The following is a 16267-nucleotide window of genomic DNA, read 5'->3' on the forward strand; positions in this document are numbered from 1 at the left end:
CAATGCTTAGTTCACGCCGCGCCAGGAGCCTCCCAGACTGCGGGCATCGACTCTCTGCACTCCGGCACTCCCATGATCCGCACCCCGTCTGCGCTGCGCGCACTGCTGCTTCCCCTGTTCTCCGCCCTGGCCCTGCACGCGCCGGCGGCCCTGGCCTCGGCCGACAGCTTTCCGAACAAGCCGGTGCGCATCATCGTGCCCGTGGCGCCCGGGGGCAGCGCCGACAAGCTCACGCGCACGCTGGCCGACAAGCTGGCCGCGCTGTGGGGCCAGTCGGTGGTGGTGGAGAACGTGGCCGGGGCCAGCGGCACCATCGGCGCGGCCAAGGTGGCCAAGGCCGCGCCCGACGGCTACACCCTGCTGCAGCAGGGCGAGGGCCTCACGCTCAACGGCCTGCTGTTCGCCCAGCTGCCCTACGACACGCAAAAGGCCTTCACGCCCATCATCAAGGCCGTGGTCAATCCGCAGGTGCTGGTGGTCAACCCCGGCACGGGCCTGAACACGCTGGGCGACTACCTGGCGCGCGCCAAGGCCAAGCCGCAAAGCATCAGCCTGGGCCTGCCCGGCAATGGCGGCATTGCCCATGTGGCGCATGAAATCCTCACGCAGGAGACGGGCGCCAAGGTCAACTACATCCCCTACCCGGGCGGTGGCCCAGCCTCGCTGGACGTGCTGGGCGGCCATACCGACGCCACGCTGATCACGCTGGCCGCCGTGACCGAGTACGTGCGCGCCGGCAAGCTGCGCGCCCTGGCCGTGACCACGCCCTACCGCTCCGACGCCCTGCCCCAGGTACCCACCATGGCCGAGGCCGGCGTGCCCGGCTTCTCGGTGGAAAGCTGGCAGGGCTACTTCGCGCCGGCCGGCACGCCCGCGCCCATCGTCGCCAAGATCAACCGCGACCTGCAGACCGTGCTGCAGGCCCCCGATGTGCGCGCCCAGCTGGAGCACATGGGCTTCAAGGTGGCGGGCGGCTCCCCGGCCGACCTGGGCCAGAGCCTGCAAAGCGAGCGCCCGCGCTACGCCCGCGCGATCCAGTCGGCGGGGCTGTCGCTGCGCTGAGGTGCAGGCAGGCTCTCAGAGGGGAGAGGGCCGATTGTCCAGGCGCCACTTCTCCCCCTCGGGCGTGCCTGGCACGGGCGGGCGCAGGCCCTGGATGCTCCAGAGGCTGAAGGGCGTCTCGTCCACATGCATCTCCCAGCGCAGGCCACGGTCGGCAATGAAGGGGGACAGCTGCCGCCGCACGCCTTCGAGGAACCGTGTCTTGGTCTCCTCGTCGCGTATCTGCCGCGCGATGTGGTCCACGGAGATGCGCACGAAATCATCCGCAGGCTCGCCGCCGATGAAGAACGAAGTGCGCGCGACGGCCTCGAACACCACGCCCACGTAAAAGCGCGGCAGGTCGCCGTAGACGGCCGTGATGCGCTGGGCGATGGCCTGTTTGTCTTCATCGCTGAAGGCGTTTTCGGGGTGGTAGATCTTCCACAGGGGCATGGTTTTCTCCAGGTGCAAAAAAGAAGGGGTTTCGGGAAATCCGGGGTGGCGACGCGGCGGGCCGTCAGGCGTCAGGCGGGCTGGCCTGCATCCGCGCCCTGGTAGCGCGCTGCCGGCACGCCGCTGAGCGTCAGCGCCTTGACGAGATTGGCGCGCGATTGGTCAAAGTCCAGCCAGGCGGTCGTGCTGCCCAGCGTGGGAAAGCAGATGGCCTCGCCCTGATCGAGTGCGACCAGAGCCGTATCCACCAAGGCCTCGGGCGACATGAACAGGTGCTCGGGAAACGGCGCGGGCTTGCCGCCGAAGAATTCGGAGTGCACCAGGCTGGGCATCACCGCCTGCACCATGACGCCGCTGGAAGCGAGCTCGGCCTGCAGCGAGCGCGTGAAGTTCAGCACATAGGCCTTGGAGGCGCCGTAGCTGGAGGCGCCCGGCACCGGCATCACGGCCAGGATGGAGCCGATGTTGATCAGCGTGCCCCGGCCGCGCGTGGCGAACAGCCGCGCCGCCGCCAGCGACAGCCGCGTCAGCGCATGGATGTTGACCATGACCATGCGATCGACCTCGCCCGCATCCACCTGGGCGGCCGGGCCCAGGGCGCCCAGGCCGGCGCAGTTCACCAGCATGCGGATGTCACGCTCACCCGACAGCAGCGCCGCCACGCGCTGCAGGCCGGCGGCGTCGGCCAGGTCGGCGGCCACCACCTCGACCTCGCGGCCATGCGCGCTGCGCAGGCGCTGCGCCAGCGCCTGCAGCCGGTCCTCGCGGCGGGCCACCAGGATCAGGGAATGGCCCCTGGCGGCCAGGCGGTCTGCGTAGACGGCGCCAATGCCGGATGAGGCGCCAGTGACGATGGCGGTGCCTTGATGCGTGCTCATGAAGGAGGTCCTTGCTTGAAAAGCCGTGGTTGATAGTGGCTCCAAATATAAACTCCAATCATTAGAGTTACAAGCACGCAATCCACCTTTGCGGGCCGGGCTTGCGTTTTGCTGAGACACTCCAGGCCTGCGACAACCGCGAACACACAAGGGAACCCCATGCGATCCAAGAGCTTCGAGGGCATGGCCTGCTCGATCGCCACCGCGCTGGAGGCCGTAGGCGACCGCTGGGCCATGCTGGTGCTGCGCGACCTGATGCTGGGCCTGAGCCGCTATGACGACCTGAGAAAGTCCACGGACATCACCAACGCCACGCTGACCGACCGCCTGCGCCAGCTGGAGCAGACCGGCCTGGTCGAGCGCCGCCTCTACCAAAGCGGCCCGGACCGCTACGAGTACCTGCTCACGCCCAAGGGCCGCGACCTGTCCCTGGTGATCCAGGCGCTGGCCCAGGTCGGCGACCGGTGGCGCCTGCAGCAGCAGGCCCAGCCGCCCATGCGCTTTGTGCGTGCGCAATCGGGCACGCCCCTGCGGCTGGCGCTGGTGGAGGAGGAATCGGGCCGCAGCGTGCCTTTTTCCGAGCTGCGCGTGGAGGCCGGCCCCGGCGCGGACGACCTGACGCGCTGGCGGCTGTCCAAGCTGGCCGCGCAGGCCAGGACGCCGGCAACGGCCCCCGGCGCGGATTGAGACCGGCCATGGCCGCGCCCCTACCCGGCAAGCGCCCGCAACGCGCCCTGACCTACCGCCGCCACTGCGCGCTGGGCGGCGTGGAGATTCTCAGCGGCCATGCCGTGCAGCACCGCTATCCGCGCCACTTCCACGACACCATGGGCATTGCCGTCATCCACGGCGGGCGCGAGCTGTGCTGGAGCCGGGGCGCCGAGCGCGAGTTCACGGGTGGCGATATCGCGCTGTTCAACGCCGGCGAGATCCACGACGGGCGCCCGGGCGGCGAGCAGGGCTGGACCTACGACATGCTGCACGTCGAGCCCGCCCGCATGCACGCGCTGCTGGGCGTGCACGATGGCTGGTTCGACGCCGTCAGCCTGCGCGACCCGCAGACCCGGGCCTGCGCCCGGCAGTTGCTGCAAGGCCCGCAGGACGGCCTGGCCGCCGACGAGGCCCTGCTGGCGTTGCTGCGCCGCGTGGTGCACAGCCCCGGCCGGCCGCATGCGCCCGATGGCACCAGCGCGGCGCTGCTGCGCGAGTTCATCGACGCCCATGCGGACCAGGAGCTGGGCGCCGCGCGGCTGGCCGCCGTCTGCGGGCTCAGTCCCGAGCACGCCATCCGCAGCTTCAGCCGCCGCTACGGCATCACGCCCCATGCCTACCACCAGGCCCGCCGCGCCGAAAGCGCCCGCGGCCTGCTGCGCGGCACGCTGGCGCTGAGCGAGGTGGCACTGTCGCTGGGCTTCTACGACCAGAGCCATTTCTCCAACTGGTTCCGCCGCGCGCATGGCGTGGCGCCTTCGCAGTACCGCCAGGCCATGCGGCCTTGAGCGGCCTTGAGCGGCCCGGCCTGATCAATTCCGTCCAAGACCGCGCGCTGCGGCCTGCCTAAGCTGCCACTCCTCGACAGACAGGAGTGGTGGATGAAGACCCGGACCGTTGGATTTTTCGTCTTTGATGGCGTGGTGCTGCTGGAGTTTGCAGGGCCTTTGCAGGTGTTCGACGTGGCCGCGCGCGTGGCCGTGCGGCGCGGGCTGGCGGCCTCTCCCCCGTTTCAGCCCGTGGTGATCAGCCGCAGCGGCGCCGCCGTGCGCACGCGCGAAGGCGTGGGCATACAGGCACAGGCCAGCCTGCAGGACCATCCCCCGCTGGACCTGGTGATCGTGGCCGGCGGCGCCCTGCAGGCCGAACTGGCCGCACCCGAGGTCGCCGCCTGGCTGCGGCAGGTGGCCGGCAGCAGCGAGGTGACGGGCTCCGTCTGCGTGGGCTCCTTCCTGCTGGGGCGGGCAGGGCTCCTGGACCAGCGCGAGGCCACCACGCACTTCGAGGACACGGAAGACCTGCGCGCCATTGCGCCGGCTGCCCGCGTGAGCGCCGACAGGCTGTGGATCGATGAGGGCGCCATCGTCACCTCGGGCGGGTTTGCGGCGGGCATCGACATGGCCCTGCACCTGGTGGAGCGCCTGCTGGGCGCGGAGATCGCGGCCGAGACGGCGCGCCAGCTCGAATACCGGCGGCGCGATGCCGCCGACCGGCAAGCGTGACGGGGCCAGGCGCATGAACGGAAAGACAAGCTACCTGGCGCTGCTGGCCGTGGGCGGGCTGATCCTGAGCCTGTCCGGCGTGGCCGTGGCTTTCAGCAGCATGGGCACCAGCGCCATGGGCTTTTATCGCATGCTGCTGGGCGGCCTGGGGCTGGCCGGCTATGCCCTGTGGCGGGGCCTGCGCTGGCGCATGACGCGCCAGGCCCTGCTGTACGCCTGCCTGGCCGGCGCCGCGCTGGCGCTGGACCTGTACTGGTGGCACAAAAGCATACGCATGGTGGGGCCGGGCCTGGGCGCCATCCTGACCAACTGCCAGTCGTTCTTTCTGGCGGGGCTGGCCTGGGCGGTGTTCCGCGAGCGGATCACGGTCGTCTACTTCGTGGCGCTGGTGCTGGCGGCCACCGGCATCCTCATGGTGTCGGGTGCGGGCCTGCCCGTGGCCACAGGCCCGGATTCGGCGTCCGAGCACTGGCTGGGCGTGGCCCTCGGCCTGGCATCGGCGGCGGCCTATGCGCTGTGCGTGGTCTTCATCAAGAAGGGGCAGACCCCGCCGCACGCCACGCATCCGGCCGTCAACATGGCCGTGCTGTGCGCCGCCGCCGCGCCCTGCCTGCTGGCGGCCGCGTGGCTGGAGGGCGAATCGCTGGCCATTGCCAGTGCGGCCGATTTCGGCACGCTGCTGCTGTACGGCCTGCTGGTGCAGGGCGTGGCCTGGCTCATGGTGAGCACGGCCGTGCCGCATGTGAAGGCCTCGCTGGCCGGCCTCATCCTGCTGGCCGAACCCATAGGCACCTATGCCATCGACGTGCTGTTCTTCACCGCCCGGCCCACGCCGATGGCGCTGGCCGGCATGGCGCTGACGCTGGCGGCCATCTATGCGGGATCGACCTATGGGGGGGCGCCCTCCGGCGGTGCGCCCTCTGGCGGAGCGCCCGCAAGGCGCATGGCGAAGGCGCAAGGCTCCGGCCACTGACCACGGCGGTCAGTGGCCGGCCCGCTCGCTGCCGGTGCCGCTCACTTGGGCAGCAGCACCTTGTCGATCACGTGGATCACGCCGTTGGACTGGTAGACGTCGGGAATGGTCACCGTGGCCGTGCCGCCCTTTTCATCGGTCAGCATGATCTTGGAGCCGCTGGACTTGGCCACCAGCGTGCCGCCGCTGACGGTCTTGATGCTGGCCATGCCCTTGCCGTCCTTGATCATCTTGGACAGCGCCGCCGCATCCCACTTGCCGGCCACCACGTGGTAGGTCAGCACGGTGGTCAGCGTGCCCTTGTTCTCGGGCTTGAGCAGGGTGTCCACCGTGCCTGCGGGCAGGGCCTCGAAGGCGGCATTGGTGGGCGCGAACACGGTGAACGGACCCGGGCCCTTGAGCGTATCGACCAGGCCCGCCGCCTTGACGGCTGCGACCAGGGTGGTGTGGTCCTTGGAGTTGACGGCGTTGTCGATGATGTCCTTGGACGGCAGCATGGGTGCGCCGCCCACCATCACATCGGCCATGGCGGCCACGGAGGCAGCCGACATCACGATGGCCAGGCCGAACGAGGCCAGCTTGCGGGTGTTTTGAATCGAGACCATGGAATGCTCCTAGCGGGTTGATGACAAGCCGAACGATTCCGGCTGATCTGGATACGCAGCGCAGCGGGGTCTGGATTCAAAAAAGAAAAAGAAACGGCTGCATCCGCAAACCGTTACCTGCGCTTTCAATTGCGGCACATCCAGACCTGCGCGGCCTGCGTACTGCCGGATAGCGGGGACGCATTCCATTCCCCTGGAGCAGGTGGCCACCTCTTCAGTGGAACGCGCTTTCGCCACACCCGTGTGCTTTCGGCCGGAGGCGCATTCTTCACGTTGACCGTTCGCGCCTGCCGCGAACCGAGAGGAACCATCATGTCCGACGAATCAGTGTTGATCGGGGTTTTGCAAAAACGTGCCAAGAAGCTGGAGGACAGGCGCCAGTTCTTCCGCAAGACCAGCGGCGTGGCCGTGGGCATGGCGGGCGGGGTGATCCTGTCCGCCTGCGGCGGTGGCGGGGGCGATGCGAATGCGCAGGCCAACGGGCCCACGGATGCGGAGATCCTGAACTTCGCCCTCAACCTGGAGTATCTGGAGTCGCAGTTCTATCACTACGCGGTGTTCGGCACCGGCCTGCCCGCCAACCTGCAGTCGGGCGTGGGCACGCAGGGGGCCATCACGGGCGGCCGTGCCGTGGCCTTCAAGGACCCCGTGGTGGCGCAGTACGCCAAGGAGATCGCCCAGGACGAGATCGCCCACGTGGCCTTCCTGCGCGCGGCGCTGGGCTCGGCCGCGGTGGCGCAGCCGCAGATCGACATCGGCGGAACCGACCCGAACGGCGCCTTCTCGGTGGCCGCGCGAGCGGCCGGGCTGGTGGGCGCGGGCACGGCCTTCGATCCCTATGCGAGTGACGAGAACTTCCTGCTGGGGGCCTTCATCTTCGAGGACGTGGGCGTCACCGCCTACAAGGGCGCATCGCCGCTGATCACCAACAAGACCTATCTGGAGGCAGCCGCCGGCATCCTGGCCGCCGAGGCCTACCACGCAGGCCTGGTGCGCACGGTGCTGTACGCCAAGGGCCTGGCCACGCCCGCGCTGCGCACGGCGGCCGGCGCCATCTCGGATGCGCGCGACAGCCTGGATGGCTCCACCGACGTGGACCAGGGCATCACGGGGGACGCCACCACGTCCAACATCGTGCCGCTGGATGCCAACGGCATCGCTTTCAGCCGCTCGCCGGGCGACGTGCTGAACATCGTGTACCTGACCAAGGACACGGCGACCAAGGGCGGGTTCTTCCCGGCCGGCGTGAACGGCTCGCTGGTGATGAGCAGCGCCTACGCCTGACGCGGACCGCCCGCCTGCCCCGCACCGGCCGGGGCAGGCGGGCTTCCCCGGGGCTGGCCCGAGACAAGCGTTCCCCTGCCAAGGAGTTGCCATGATGTCCCTTCTGCCTTCCTCATCCGCCCCCAGCACGCTGCGGCGCCTGAAACCTGCCACCGTGGCGCGCCGCTGCGTGGGCAGCCTGATTGTGCTGGCCGGCGCGGTCATCGTGACCGGAGATCTCGTGGCGCTGTGGCGCGGCGCAGGCACTGATGCCGCACCCGCCGCCGCAGCCATTGCGCCCGCCAGCGGCCTGGTGCCGATGGCCCGATAGGCATCCCCCCTGCAACCGCGTGCCCCCGCCGGCGGAAAGGCCCCCATGAACGACACCGTGCTTGCGGCTGAACAGGGCCGCTTCGGCGCCATCGAGCCGGACCACGGCCACGCGGGCACGCCCAGCCTGCCGCAGGTGCATCGCAGCATCGCCGTGCCGCGCGGCGACAGCCGCTCGGACAACGCGCGCCGCGTGCTGGCGTTCGCCGGCCCCGGCTACATGGTGGCCGTGGGCTACATGGACCCGGGCAACTGGGCCACCTCCATCGCGGGCGGATCGCAGTTCGGCTACTCGCTGCTGGCGGTGATCTTTGCCTCCAACCTGATGGCCATGCTGTTCCAGGCGGCGGCCGTGCGCCTGGGCCTGGCCAGCGGGCGGGACCTGGCCCAGGCCTGCCGCGCGCAGTTTTCCCCGCGCATCAACCTGGTGCTGTGGTTCTTCTGCGAGATCGCCATCGTGGCCTGCAACCTGGCCGAGGTGCTGGGCATGGCCATCGGCCTGAACCTGCTGTTCGGCCTGCCGCTGGTGGCCGGGGTGTGCATCACGGTGGTGGATGTGATGCTGATCCTGGCGCTGCAAAGCCGGGGCTTTCGCTGCCTGGAGTCGGTGGTGATCGCCCTGGTGGCCGTGATCGGCCTGTGCTTTGCCGCCCAGCTGGTGTGGCTGCAGCCGCCCGTGGCGGCCGTGCTGCGCGGCCTGCTGCCGGGCATGGAGATCGTGGCCAATCCGCAGATGCTGTACCTGGCCGTGGGCATCGTGGGGGCCACGGTGATGCCGCACAACCTCTACCTGCATTCGTCCATCGTGCAGACACGCCGGCATGACACCACGCCCCAGGGCACGCGCCAGGCCATCCGCCTGGCCACGCTGGACTCCACGGTGGCGCTGGGGCTGGCGCTGTTCGTGAACGCCGCCATTTTGGTGGTGGCGGCCGGCGCGTTCAACCGGCCCGGCCAGGCGCCGGTGACCGAGCTGTCGGACGCCTACCACCTGCTGTCGCCGCTGCTGGGCGTGGGCATCGCCAGCGCGGTGTTCGGCGTGGCGCTGCTGGCCTCGGGGCTGAGTTCTTCGGTCACGGGCACGCTGGCCGGGCAGATCGTGATGGAAGGCTTCTTGCAGATCCGCCTGTCGCCCGCGCTGCGCGCCCTGCTGACGCGCTGCATCGCCATCGTGCCCGCCGTGGTGGCCACCGCCTGGTACGGCAGCACCGGCGCCAGCGCCCTGCTGGTGTTCAGCCAGGTGGTGCTGAGCCTGCAATTGCCGTTTGCCATCGTGCCGCTGCTGCTGTTCACCACGCGGCGCAAGGCGCTGGGCGAGCTGGCCTTTGGCCCCAGGATGTCGGCGGTGCTGTGGGGCTGCGCGGCCCTGGTGGTGTCGCTGAACCTGTGGATGCTGCAGCGGCTGCTGACGGCCTGATCGCCCGAACCGGGCATGGCGCCACGCGGCGCCTTCATAGACGTTTTGCTTCTATCAAACGCCGCTCTTGTTCGTTGGTGGCTTGCCGCGAAGTTCTTAGATTGGTGCCCATAGCCACCAACCCGCGAATTCTCCGCAAGGACGACGACATGACAGCCCTCACTTTGGAAACCACCCTGCCCCAGGCTCTGGAAGAGGCGCAGGAACACGCCCGCGCACAGGGGCTGGGCCACGCAGGCGGCGTGCGCCCGCCCGTGGCCTGGGCGCTGGTGCAGGCCGGCCAGGCCGTGCTGGTCGATGTGCGCACGGCCGAGGAACGCAAGTTCGTCGGCCAGGTGCAGGGCACCCTGCACGTGCCCTGGGCCACGGGCACGGCGCTGACGCGCAACCCGCGCTTTGCCCGCGAGCTGGAAGCGCGCCTGGCCCCGCACGGCGGCAAGGAGGCCGTGGCCCTGCTGCTGTGCCGCAGCGGCAAGCGCTCGGTGCTGGCGGCCCAGGCGGCGGCCCAGGCCGGATTCGCCCATGTGTTCAACGTGCTCGAAGGCTTCGAGGGCGAGATCGACGCGCGTCAGCAGCGCGGCAAAAACGACGGCTGGCGCTTCCACGGCCTGCCCTGGATTCAAGACTGAAGGAGCACGCAGATGGCCAGTTTCGACATTGCCGGACTCACCCAGAACCTGCATGCGGCGCGCCGCGAATGGCGCGAGGCGCACGGCCGCACCCAGGAGCCCGGGGCACGCGAGTTTCCCTCGCGCGACGCGCTTTCCACCCTCATCGACCAGCTCAAGGCAGCCCTGTTTCCCATGCGCCTGGGCCCGCACGACCTGCGCCAGGAAAGCGAGGACATCTTCGTGGCCCACCAGCTGGACTCGGCCCTGCATGCGCTGCTGGGCCAGATACGGCTGGAGCTGCGCCTGTCCGCGCCCCACACGGCAGCGGGCGCCGACGCCATGGCGCTGGACATCGCACGCGCCTTTGCCGAGTCCCTGCCCCAGATCCGCCGCCTGCTCGACAGCGATGTGCTGGCCGCCTTCCAGGGCGATCCCGCCGCGCGCAGCGTGGACGAGGTGCTGCTGTGCTATCCGGGCGTGCTGGCCATGATCCACCACCGCCTGGCCCACCAGCTGTACCTGCTGGAGCAGCCGCTGCTGGCGCGCATCGTGGCCGAGCTGTCGCATGCGCAGACGGGCATCGACATCCACCCGGGCGCGAAGATCGGGCGGGGCTTTTTCATGGACCACGGCACGGGCGTGGTGATCGGCGAGACCGCCGTGATCGGCGAGCGCGTGCGGCTGTACCAGGCCGTCACCCTGGGCGCCAAGCGCTTTCCCACCGATGAGCACGGCCACCTGCGCAAGGGCCTGGCGCGCCATCCGGTGGTGGAGGACGACGTGGTCATCTACGCGGGCGCCACCATCCTGGGCCGCGTCACGCTGGGGCGCGGCGCCGTCATCGGCGGCAATGTCTGGGTGACCGAGGACGTGCCGCCCGGCGCCCATGTCACCCAGGCCCACGCGCGCGAGCACGCGCAGCAGCCCCGGGAGGTGGCCCTATGAGCACCCGTCTTGTCACCAGCTTCGGCATTGCCGTGCGCCAGGCGCGCGAGGCCCATGGCTGGTCGCAGGAGCGGCTGGCCGAGCACTCGGACCTGAACCGCTCCTACGTGGGAGAGATAGAGCGCGGCCGCGTCATCGCCTCGCTGCTGACCGTGGAGAAGCTGGCCGTCTCTCTGGGCGTGCAGCCCTCGGCCCTGGTCATGCGCGGCGAAACCGTGGCCCACGACCAGCTGGTGCGCGGCCTGCGCTTGGCGGCTATAGCATGTTGAAGACATGTGCGCGGGCCGGGACACTGGCCCTGTTTCCCCTCCTTCCCCTTCCATTTTTCCTGAACTGATCACGGAGTCTGCACATGTCGGCAACAGTGGGCGGCACGACCGCGCTAGGCGACAACGCCGCGCGGCAACTGGCCAACGCAACCAAAACCGTTCCCCAGCTTTCGACCATCAGCCCGCGCTGGCTGACGCACCTGCTGCAATGGTCGCCGGTGGAGGCCGGCATCTACCGCCTCAACCGCGTCAAGAACCCGGAGGCCATCAAGGTCACCTGCACGGCCAAGCAGGAAGACAACCAGCTGCCGCGCACCTATGTGGACTACGAGGAGCAGCCGCGCGAGTACTTCCTCAACGCCGTCTCCACCATCCTGGATGTGCACACGCGCATCTCCGACCTCTACAGCAGCCCGCATGACCAGATCAAGGAACAGCTGCGCCTGACCATCGAGACCATCAAGGAGAACCAGGAAAGCGAGCTGATCAACAACCCCGACTACGGCCTGCTGGCCCAGGTCACGGACGAGCAGCGCATCTTCCCGCTGACCGGCGCGCCCACGCCCGACGACCTGGACGAGCTGCTGACCAAGGTCTGGAAGGAGCCCGCCTTCTTCCTGACCCATCCGCTGGCCATTGCCGCCTTCGGCCGCGAGGCCACGCGCCGCGGCACGCCGCCGCCCACGGTCAGCCTGTTCGGCTCGCAGTTCATCACCTGGCGCGGCATTCCGCTGATCCCCTCGGACAAGGTGCCCGTGGCCGATGGCAAGAGCAAGATCCTGCTGCTGCGCGTGGGCGACAAGCGCCAGGGCGTGGTCGGCCTGTACCAGCCCGGCCTGCCGGGCGAGCAGAGCCCGGGCCTGTCGGTGCGCTTCATGGGCATCAACAACCATGCCATCGCGTCCTACCTGATCTCGCTGTACTGCTCGCTGGCCGTGCTCACGCCCGACGCGCTGGCCGTGCTCGACGATGTCGAGATCGGCAAGTACCACGACTATCCCGACACCTACAAGTAAAGAGGCCGGGCGTTGACCGTGTCTGCAATCACCTCCGTGGCGCCCCAGGCGCCCTTCGACCCCGAGGCGCTGGCGCGCATGGCCAACGCCCTGTTCTCCGCCGCACCGGGATCGGCTCCTGCCCTGCCGGGTCTTCCGGGTCTTCCCGGCCTGCCTGCTGGCGTGCAGGCCCCCGTGAACGTGGCGCCGCCCGGCTCGCCGCTGGCCAGCCCCGCGGGCCTGGGTCCCGGCGTGCCGGGCACGCCCATCCCGCAGGGCGTGGCGCCGGGCAGCAACCTGCTGCCGGCCTCGCCCGCGCCGCTGGCCTCGCTGGCCCACCGCGCGCCCGCGCTGCTGCCCCATGCCCAGGCCGGCAACGGCGTGCCCGACCATGTCGTGAGCGCCCTGCCCGCCTACGAGCCGCGCCTGGGATCGCAGGTGCTGGGCGTGCCCCAGCGCCAGGGCGATCCGCTGGATGCGCTGGCCGCGCTCCCGTTCACGGCACCTGCTGCACCTGCGTCACCCGCCGTGCCGCGCATCGGCGTGCCCACCGAAGGGCCCGGCATAGCGTCCACCGTGCCTTCGGCCGAGCCGCGCTTTTACTTTGTCGATCCCGTGGTGCTGCCCGCCGGCTACACCACGCCGGCTCATCCGCTGCAGCGCCAGCAGGCTTCGCACGGGGCAAGGCATGGAGCGGCCGGCGTGCAGGCGCCCTTCGACGTGCATGCCGTGCGCCGGGACTTTCCCATTCTGTCCGAGCGCGTCAACGGCCGGCCCCTGGCCTGGCTGGACAACGCGGCCACCACGCACAAGCCGCGCGCGGTGATAGAGCGCATCCGCCACTTCTACGAGCACGAGAACTCCAACATCCACCGCGCGGCCCATGAACTCGCTGCCCGCGCCACCGACGCCTACGAGGGCGCGCGCGAGCGCGTGCGCCGCTTCATCAACGCGCCCGACGTGAACGAGGTCATCTTCGTGCGCGGCACCACCGAGGCCATCAACCTCGTGGCCAAGAGCTGGGGCTGGCAGCATGTGGGCGAGGGCGACGAGATCATCGTCTCCCACCTGGAGCACCACGCCAACATCGTGCCCTGGCAGCAGCTGGCGGCCGCCAAGGGCGCGAAGATCCGCGTGATCCCGGTGGACGACTCGGGCCAGGTGCTCATCGATGAATACCGCAAGCTGCTGAACCCGCGCACCAAGATCGTCTCCGTCACCCAGGTCTCCAACGCGCTGGGCACGGTCGTGCCCGTGCAGCAGATCGTGGAGCTGGCCCACCAGGCGGGCGCCCGGGCCCTGGTCGATGGCGCGCAGTCGGTCTCGCACATGGCCGTGGACGTGCAGGCCATCAGTGCGGACTTCTTCGTGTTCTCGGGCCACAAGGTCTTCGGGCCCACGGGCATCGGCGTGGTCTGGGGACGGCGCGAGGTGCTGGAGGACATGCCGCCCTGGCAGGGCGGCGGCAACATGATTGCCGACGTGACCTTCGAGAAAACCGTCTACCAGCCCCTGCCCAACACCTTCGAGGCCGGCACAGGCAACATTGCCGACGCCGTGGGCCTGGGCGCCGCCATCGACTACGTGCAGGCCCTGGGCATGGAGCGCATCGCGCGCTACGAGCACGATCTGCTGCAGTACGGCACGCAGGCGCTGGCGCCCATCCCCGGCCTGCGCCTGATCGGCACGGCAGCCGACAAGGCCAGCGTGCTGTCCTTCGTGCTCAAGGGCTGGACCACGGCCGAGGTGGGCGAGGCGCTCAACGCCGAAGGCATCGCCGTGCGCACCGGCCACCACTGCGCCCAGCCCATCCTGCGGCGCTTCGGCGTGGAGACCACGGTGCGGCCCTCGCTGGCCTTCTACAACACCACCGAGGAAATCGACCGGCTGGCGGCCGTGGTGCAGGGGCTGGCGGCGCGCAGGCGGGGTTGAGCCACCGGCTCAGCCCAGGCGTCTTGCAAAGGCGTCGCCCGTGGTGGCCGTGCCCAGGCGACCCTGCCCAGGCGGCCGCCACGTCGTTGGCGCCGCTTGCGCCAGGTGTGCCGCAGGCCGGCCCCGGTGGCCATGCCGCGCCACAGCAGCGGACGGAACACGGCATTGGAGTCATGAAAAAGCATTGCCAAAATAAGAATGATCCTATGGATTTTCATAAATCATAGGAATAGACTTTGGAGCACGCCCATCAAACTCTCCTGCATCGTTTCCGGTTTCATTCATATGAAAAAAATCAGATATTTTCTCATTCCGGCAACGCTTTGCTTTTCTGTAAGCTCCATTCATGGAGGCATGTTTACACCGGCAGTATCCATCGTCCAATTACCGGAAATCATCAACGTTCCCGCAGGAAATATCATGAATGGATCAGTGCTATGGGAATCGCCCATGTTCAAATCCACTCTCGACACAATTTCCTACAGTGTGCTTTCGGGGCCATCTTCAGAAATATGGCCCCAAATCATGAACCCCACTACGCTGGACGGCGATATCTACTCCACATCTTTGCGCGGAATAGGAATCCGTTGGCGTGCCACATGGAAAGCCAGGAATTTCCCCAATGGCAAAACCATGTCCATCACCACTCAATCCAACAATTCAGGAGCCACGGGATGGCAAAAGGATGATGTACATGAGCAAACCATATGGCTCCAACTCATCAAGACAGGCGCCGTTCAATCGGGCACTTTCAGCGTCAGCAGCTATGCAACCGCCCGGTTTGACTGCAATAGCCTTTGCAATATCTGGTCCGTGATGGCGGCCGGCAGCACCGTGGTGCGCACAGGCGCCAGTTGCCGGGTGAAGACAAGCAACATCGCCGTGAACCTGCAGCGAATCAACAGGTCGCAGTTCAACGGGATAGGCGCTACCTCCGCGCCCCAGCCATTCGATCTGGAACTGATCTGCACCGGGGGCGATGCCAATTCCACCCTGCGCCCGTTCGTCACGCTCACGGATGCCAACGATGCCGCCAACCGCTCCGATGTGCTGACGGTGACCGGAGGGGCTGCCGGCATCGGCATCCAGATCCGCAGCAGCGACAAGGTCATCAGCTACGGCGAGGACTCCGCCAACTTCGGCAATCCCAACCAGTGGCAGGCGGGCATCATCACCCCAAACACCAGCAACCACGTGATTCCATTGACGGCGCGCTATGTCCAGACCCAGCCCTCCGTCACCACGGGCCTGGCCAACGGACGGGCCACCTTCACGCTCAACTACCAGTGACCTGCCAGTGACACGCTGGCTGCATTGCGGCTGTGCAGGCACCCGTGCCGATCCTGCGCGGCCGCCCCCGGCTGCGCTCACTCGGCTCTGGCCCCCGACACCCGCACCTGCTCGGCCGCCACGGGCATCTGCTCGCGCACGAAGCGCCAGAACGCGTCCACGTCCATGGGCTTGACGGGCAGCGAGCCTTGGTCGATGAACTGCTTTTGCACCTCGGAATTGCGCAGCGCCGTGGCCAGTGCGCCGTTCAGGCGCTCCAGCGCCGCACGCGGCGTGCCGGCCGGGGCAACCAGCCCGTACCAGGAGTCGGTGTAGAAGCCCTTGACGCCTGCTTCCTCGAACGTGGGCACATCGGGCAGGGCCGGCAGGCGCTGGCGCGAGGCCACGGCCAGGGCGCGCAGCTTGCCTGAGCGGATGAAGGGGATGGCACCGGTGGTGAGCACGAAGTCCACGCGGCCCGCCATCAGGTCGGTCATGGCCGGGGCCGTGCCCTTGTAGGGTATGTGGGTGACATCCACGCCCGTGAGCTGCTTGAAGCTGGCGCCCGCCAGATGCTGGCTGGAGCCCACGCCGCCCGAGCCGTAGTTGAGCTGGCCCGGCTTGGCGCGCGCCGCCTCCAGCAGATCGTTGACCGAGCGCAGCGGCGAGGCCACGGGCACCAGCAGCACGCTGGGCGAGGTGGTGATCATGCCGATGGGCGCGAAGTCCTTGAGCGGGTCGTGGTTGAGCTTGGCATAGAGCGCGGAGTTCAGGCCGTGCGAGGCCACGGTGGCCAGCATGATGGTGTTGCCATCGGGCCTTGCGCGGGCCGCCGCGTCGCTGCCCAGGTTGCCGCCCGCGCCGGCCCGGTTGTCTATGGTGATGGGCTGGCCGAGGGCCTCGCTCATGCGCGTGGCCGCCAGCCGCGCCACGTTGTCGGAAGGGCCGCCTGCGGGCCAGCCCACGATGAGGGTGATGGGGCCTTGCGCCAGGGCCGGCAGGGCCAGGGCGCACAGGGCCAGCGCAGCCAGGCTGCGGCGCGGCAGACAGTGCATGGCGGTCGTCCTTGTGAA

At 68.9% G+C, this 16267-nt stretch carries 18 protein-coding genes; 14 read left to right on the top strand and 4 right to left on the bottom strand.

The window, feature by feature from the left end:
• The first annotated feature begins 72 nt into the window (after window positions 1-72).
• On the top strand, window positions 73-1062 hold the full coding sequence (locus CLV01_RS27510; RefSeq protein WP_013800577.1) for a tripartite tricarboxylate transporter substrate binding protein: 990 nt from the start codon (window positions 73-75) through the stop codon (window positions 1060-1062).
• Between the two features lie 15 nt (window positions 1063-1077).
• Here the strand turns inward: CLV01_RS27510 and CLV01_RS27515 are convergent, their stop codons facing one another.
• Together CLV01_RS27515 and CLV01_RS27520 are read right to left on the bottom strand one after the other, a co-directional pair.
• On the bottom strand, window positions 1078-1494 hold the full coding sequence (locus tag CLV01_RS27515; RefSeq protein ID WP_013800576.1) for a tautomerase family protein: 417 nt from the start codon (window positions 1492-1494) through the stop codon (window positions 1078-1080).
• Window positions 1495-1565: 71 nt separating this feature from the next.
• Window positions 1566-2372, bottom strand: coding sequence for an SDR family NAD(P)-dependent oxidoreductase (locus CLV01_RS27520; RefSeq protein ID WP_013800575.1), 807 nt, complete (start codon window positions 2370-2372; stop codon window positions 1566-1568).
• Between the two features lie 159 nt (window positions 2373-2531).
• Between CLV01_RS27520 and CLV01_RS27525 the strand changes: the two genes are divergently transcribed.
• The 4 genes from CLV01_RS27525 (at window position 2532) to CLV01_RS27540 (ending at window position 5558) form a co-directional block, all read left to right on the top strand.
• Window positions 2532-3059, top strand: coding sequence for a winged helix-turn-helix transcriptional regulator (locus tag CLV01_RS27525; protein WP_099732750.1), 528 nt, complete (start codon window positions 2532-2534; stop codon window positions 3057-3059).
• Window positions 3060-3067: 8 nt separating this feature from the next.
• A complete protein-coding gene (locus tag CLV01_RS27530) occupies window positions 3068-3871 on the top strand; it encodes a helix-turn-helix domain-containing protein (protein WP_099732749.1) in 804 nt (267 codons plus the stop codon).
• A gap of 93 nt (window positions 3872-3964) precedes the next feature.
• Entirely contained in the window at window positions 3965-4585 is a 621-nt protein-coding gene (locus CLV01_RS27535) for a GlxA family transcriptional regulator (RefSeq protein ID WP_013800573.1), read from the top strand.
• A gap of 13 nt (window positions 4586-4598) precedes the next feature.
• Entirely contained in the window at window positions 4599-5558 is a 960-nt protein-coding gene (locus tag CLV01_RS27540) for a DMT family transporter (protein WP_099732748.1), read from the top strand.
• 41 nt (window positions 5559-5599) lie between these two features.
• On the opposite strand, the gene CLV01_RS27545 is transcribed toward CLV01_RS27540, so the two are convergent.
• Window positions 5600-6163 carry a fasciclin domain-containing protein gene (locus CLV01_RS27545; protein WP_013800571.1) on the bottom strand — a complete coding sequence of 188 codons (564 nt, stop codon included), beginning with the start codon at window positions 6161-6163 and terminating at the stop codon, window positions 5600-5602.
• Between the two features lie 312 nt (window positions 6164-6475).
• On the opposite strand from CLV01_RS27545, the gene CLV01_RS27550 reads away from it, so the two are divergent.
• From CLV01_RS27550 to CLV01_RS27590, 9 genes are all read left to right on the top strand, one after another.
• A complete protein-coding gene (locus tag CLV01_RS27550) occupies window positions 6476-7447 on the top strand; it encodes a ferritin-like domain-containing protein (protein ID WP_034397170.1) in 972 nt (323 codons plus the stop codon).
• Between the two features lie 91 nt (window positions 7448-7538).
• Window positions 7539-7757, top strand: coding sequence for a hypothetical protein (locus CLV01_RS27555; protein WP_099732747.1), 219 nt, complete (start codon window positions 7539-7541; stop codon window positions 7755-7757).
• Between the two features lie 45 nt (window positions 7758-7802).
• Complete coding sequence (locus tag CLV01_RS27560; protein ID WP_099732746.1) at window positions 7803-9173, top strand: Nramp family divalent metal transporter; 1371 nt, start codon at window positions 7803-7805, stop codon at window positions 9171-9173.
• A gap of 149 nt (window positions 9174-9322) precedes the next feature.
• Window positions 9323-9802: a rhodanese-like domain-containing protein gene (locus CLV01_RS27565; protein ID WP_099735040.1), complete on the top strand. Its 480-nt coding sequence runs from the start codon at window positions 9323-9325 to the stop codon at window positions 9800-9802.
• 12 nt (window positions 9803-9814) lie between these two features.
• Complete coding sequence (gene epsC / locus CLV01_RS27570; protein WP_013800567.1) at window positions 9815-10729, top strand: serine O-acetyltransferase EpsC; 915 nt, start codon at window positions 9815-9817, stop codon at window positions 10727-10729.
• Complete coding sequence (locus CLV01_RS27575) at window positions 10726-10998, top strand: helix-turn-helix domain-containing protein (RefSeq protein ID WP_012207587.1); 273 nt, start codon at window positions 10726-10728, stop codon at window positions 10996-10998. Before epsC ends, CLV01_RS27575 begins: the two co-directional genes overlap by 4 nt.
• Before the next feature lie 83 nt (window positions 10999-11081).
• Window positions 11082-12014, top strand: a complete 933-nt coding sequence (locus CLV01_RS27580; protein ID WP_013800566.1) for a family 2A encapsulin nanocompartment shell protein — start codon at window positions 11082-11084, stop codon at window positions 12012-12014.
• Window positions 12015-12026: 12 nt separating this feature from the next.
• The gene (locus CLV01_RS27585; RefSeq protein WP_099732745.1) at window positions 12027-13925 is read left to right on the top strand and encodes a family 2A encapsulin nanocompartment cargo protein cysteine desulfurase; all 1899 of its coding nucleotides are present in this window, start codon (window positions 12027-12029) and stop codon (window positions 13923-13925) included.
• Window positions 13926-14210: 285 nt separating this feature from the next.
• Window positions 14211-15215, top strand: a complete 1005-nt coding sequence (locus CLV01_RS27590) for a fimbrial protein (RefSeq protein WP_232245255.1) — start codon at window positions 14211-14213, stop codon at window positions 15213-15215.
• 77 nt (window positions 15216-15292) lie between these two features.
• Here the strand turns inward: CLV01_RS27590 and CLV01_RS27595 are convergent, their stop codons facing one another.
• A complete protein-coding gene (locus tag CLV01_RS27595; protein ID WP_099732743.1) occupies window positions 15293-16249 on the bottom strand; it encodes a Bug family tripartite tricarboxylate transporter substrate binding protein in 957 nt (318 codons plus the stop codon).
• Between the last annotated feature and the right edge of the window lie 18 nt (window positions 16250-16267).

This window comes from Delftia sp. 60 (assembly GCF_002754395.1).
Lineage (GTDB): Bacteria > Pseudomonadota > Gammaproteobacteria > Burkholderiales > Burkholderiaceae_C > Comamonas > Comamonas acidovorans.

What these genes read in the sequence shown, in the direction of transcription:
- CLV01_RS27595 (WP_099732743.1), bottom strand. Translation starts at nt 16,249, where the DNA reads ATGCACTGTCTGCCGCGCCGCAGCCTGGCTGCGCTGGCCCTGTGCGCC.
- CLV01_RS27530 (WP_099732749.1), top strand. Translation starts at nt 3,068, where the DNA reads ATGGCCGCGCCCCTACCCGGCAAGCGCCCGCAACGCGCCCTGACCTAC.
- CLV01_RS27575 (WP_012207587.1), top strand. Translation starts at nt 10,726, where the DNA reads ATGAGCACCCGTCTTGTCACCAGCTTCGGCATTGCCGTGCGCCAGGCG.
- CLV01_RS27515 (WP_013800576.1), bottom strand. Translation starts at nt 1,494, where the DNA reads ATGCCCCTGTGGAAGATCTACCACCCCGAAAACGCCTTCAGCGATGAA.
- epsC (WP_013800567.1), top strand. Translation starts at nt 9,815, where the DNA reads ATGGCCAGTTTCGACATTGCCGGACTCACCCAGAACCTGCATGCGGCG.
- CLV01_RS27535 (WP_013800573.1), top strand. Translation starts at nt 3,965, where the DNA reads ATGAAGACCCGGACCGTTGGATTTTTCGTCTTTGATGGCGTGGTGCTG.
- CLV01_RS27555 (WP_099732747.1), top strand. Translation starts at nt 7,539, where the DNA reads ATGATGTCCCTTCTGCCTTCCTCATCCGCCCCCAGCACGCTGCGGCGC.
- CLV01_RS27520 (WP_013800575.1), bottom strand. Translation starts at nt 2,372, where the DNA reads ATGAGCACGCATCAAGGCACCGCCATCGTCACTGGCGCCTCATCCGGC.
- CLV01_RS27560 (WP_099732746.1), top strand. Translation starts at nt 7,803, where the DNA reads ATGAACGACACCGTGCTTGCGGCTGAACAGGGCCGCTTCGGCGCCATC.
- CLV01_RS27525 (WP_099732750.1), top strand. Translation starts at nt 2,532, where the DNA reads ATGCGATCCAAGAGCTTCGAGGGCATGGCCTGCTCGATCGCCACCGCG.
- CLV01_RS27590 (WP_232245255.1), top strand. Translation starts at nt 14,211, where the DNA reads ATGAAAAAAATCAGATATTTTCTCATTCCGGCAACGCTTTGCTTTTCT.
- CLV01_RS27565 (WP_099735040.1), top strand. Translation starts at nt 9,323, where the DNA reads ATGACAGCCCTCACTTTGGAAACCACCCTGCCCCAGGCTCTGGAAGAG.
- CLV01_RS27510 (WP_013800577.1), top strand. Translation starts at nt 73, where the DNA reads ATGATCCGCACCCCGTCTGCGCTGCGCGCACTGCTGCTTCCCCTGTTC.
- CLV01_RS27550 (WP_034397170.1), top strand. Translation starts at nt 6,476, where the DNA reads ATGTCCGACGAATCAGTGTTGATCGGGGTTTTGCAAAAACGTGCCAAG.
- CLV01_RS27545 (WP_013800571.1), bottom strand. Translation starts at nt 6,163, where the DNA reads ATGGTCTCGATTCAAAACACCCGCAAGCTGGCCTCGTTCGGCCTGGCC.
- CLV01_RS27540 (WP_099732748.1), top strand. Translation starts at nt 4,599, where the DNA reads ATGAACGGAAAGACAAGCTACCTGGCGCTGCTGGCCGTGGGCGGGCTG.
- CLV01_RS27580 (WP_013800566.1), top strand. Translation starts at nt 11,082, where the DNA reads ATGTCGGCAACAGTGGGCGGCACGACCGCGCTAGGCGACAACGCCGCG.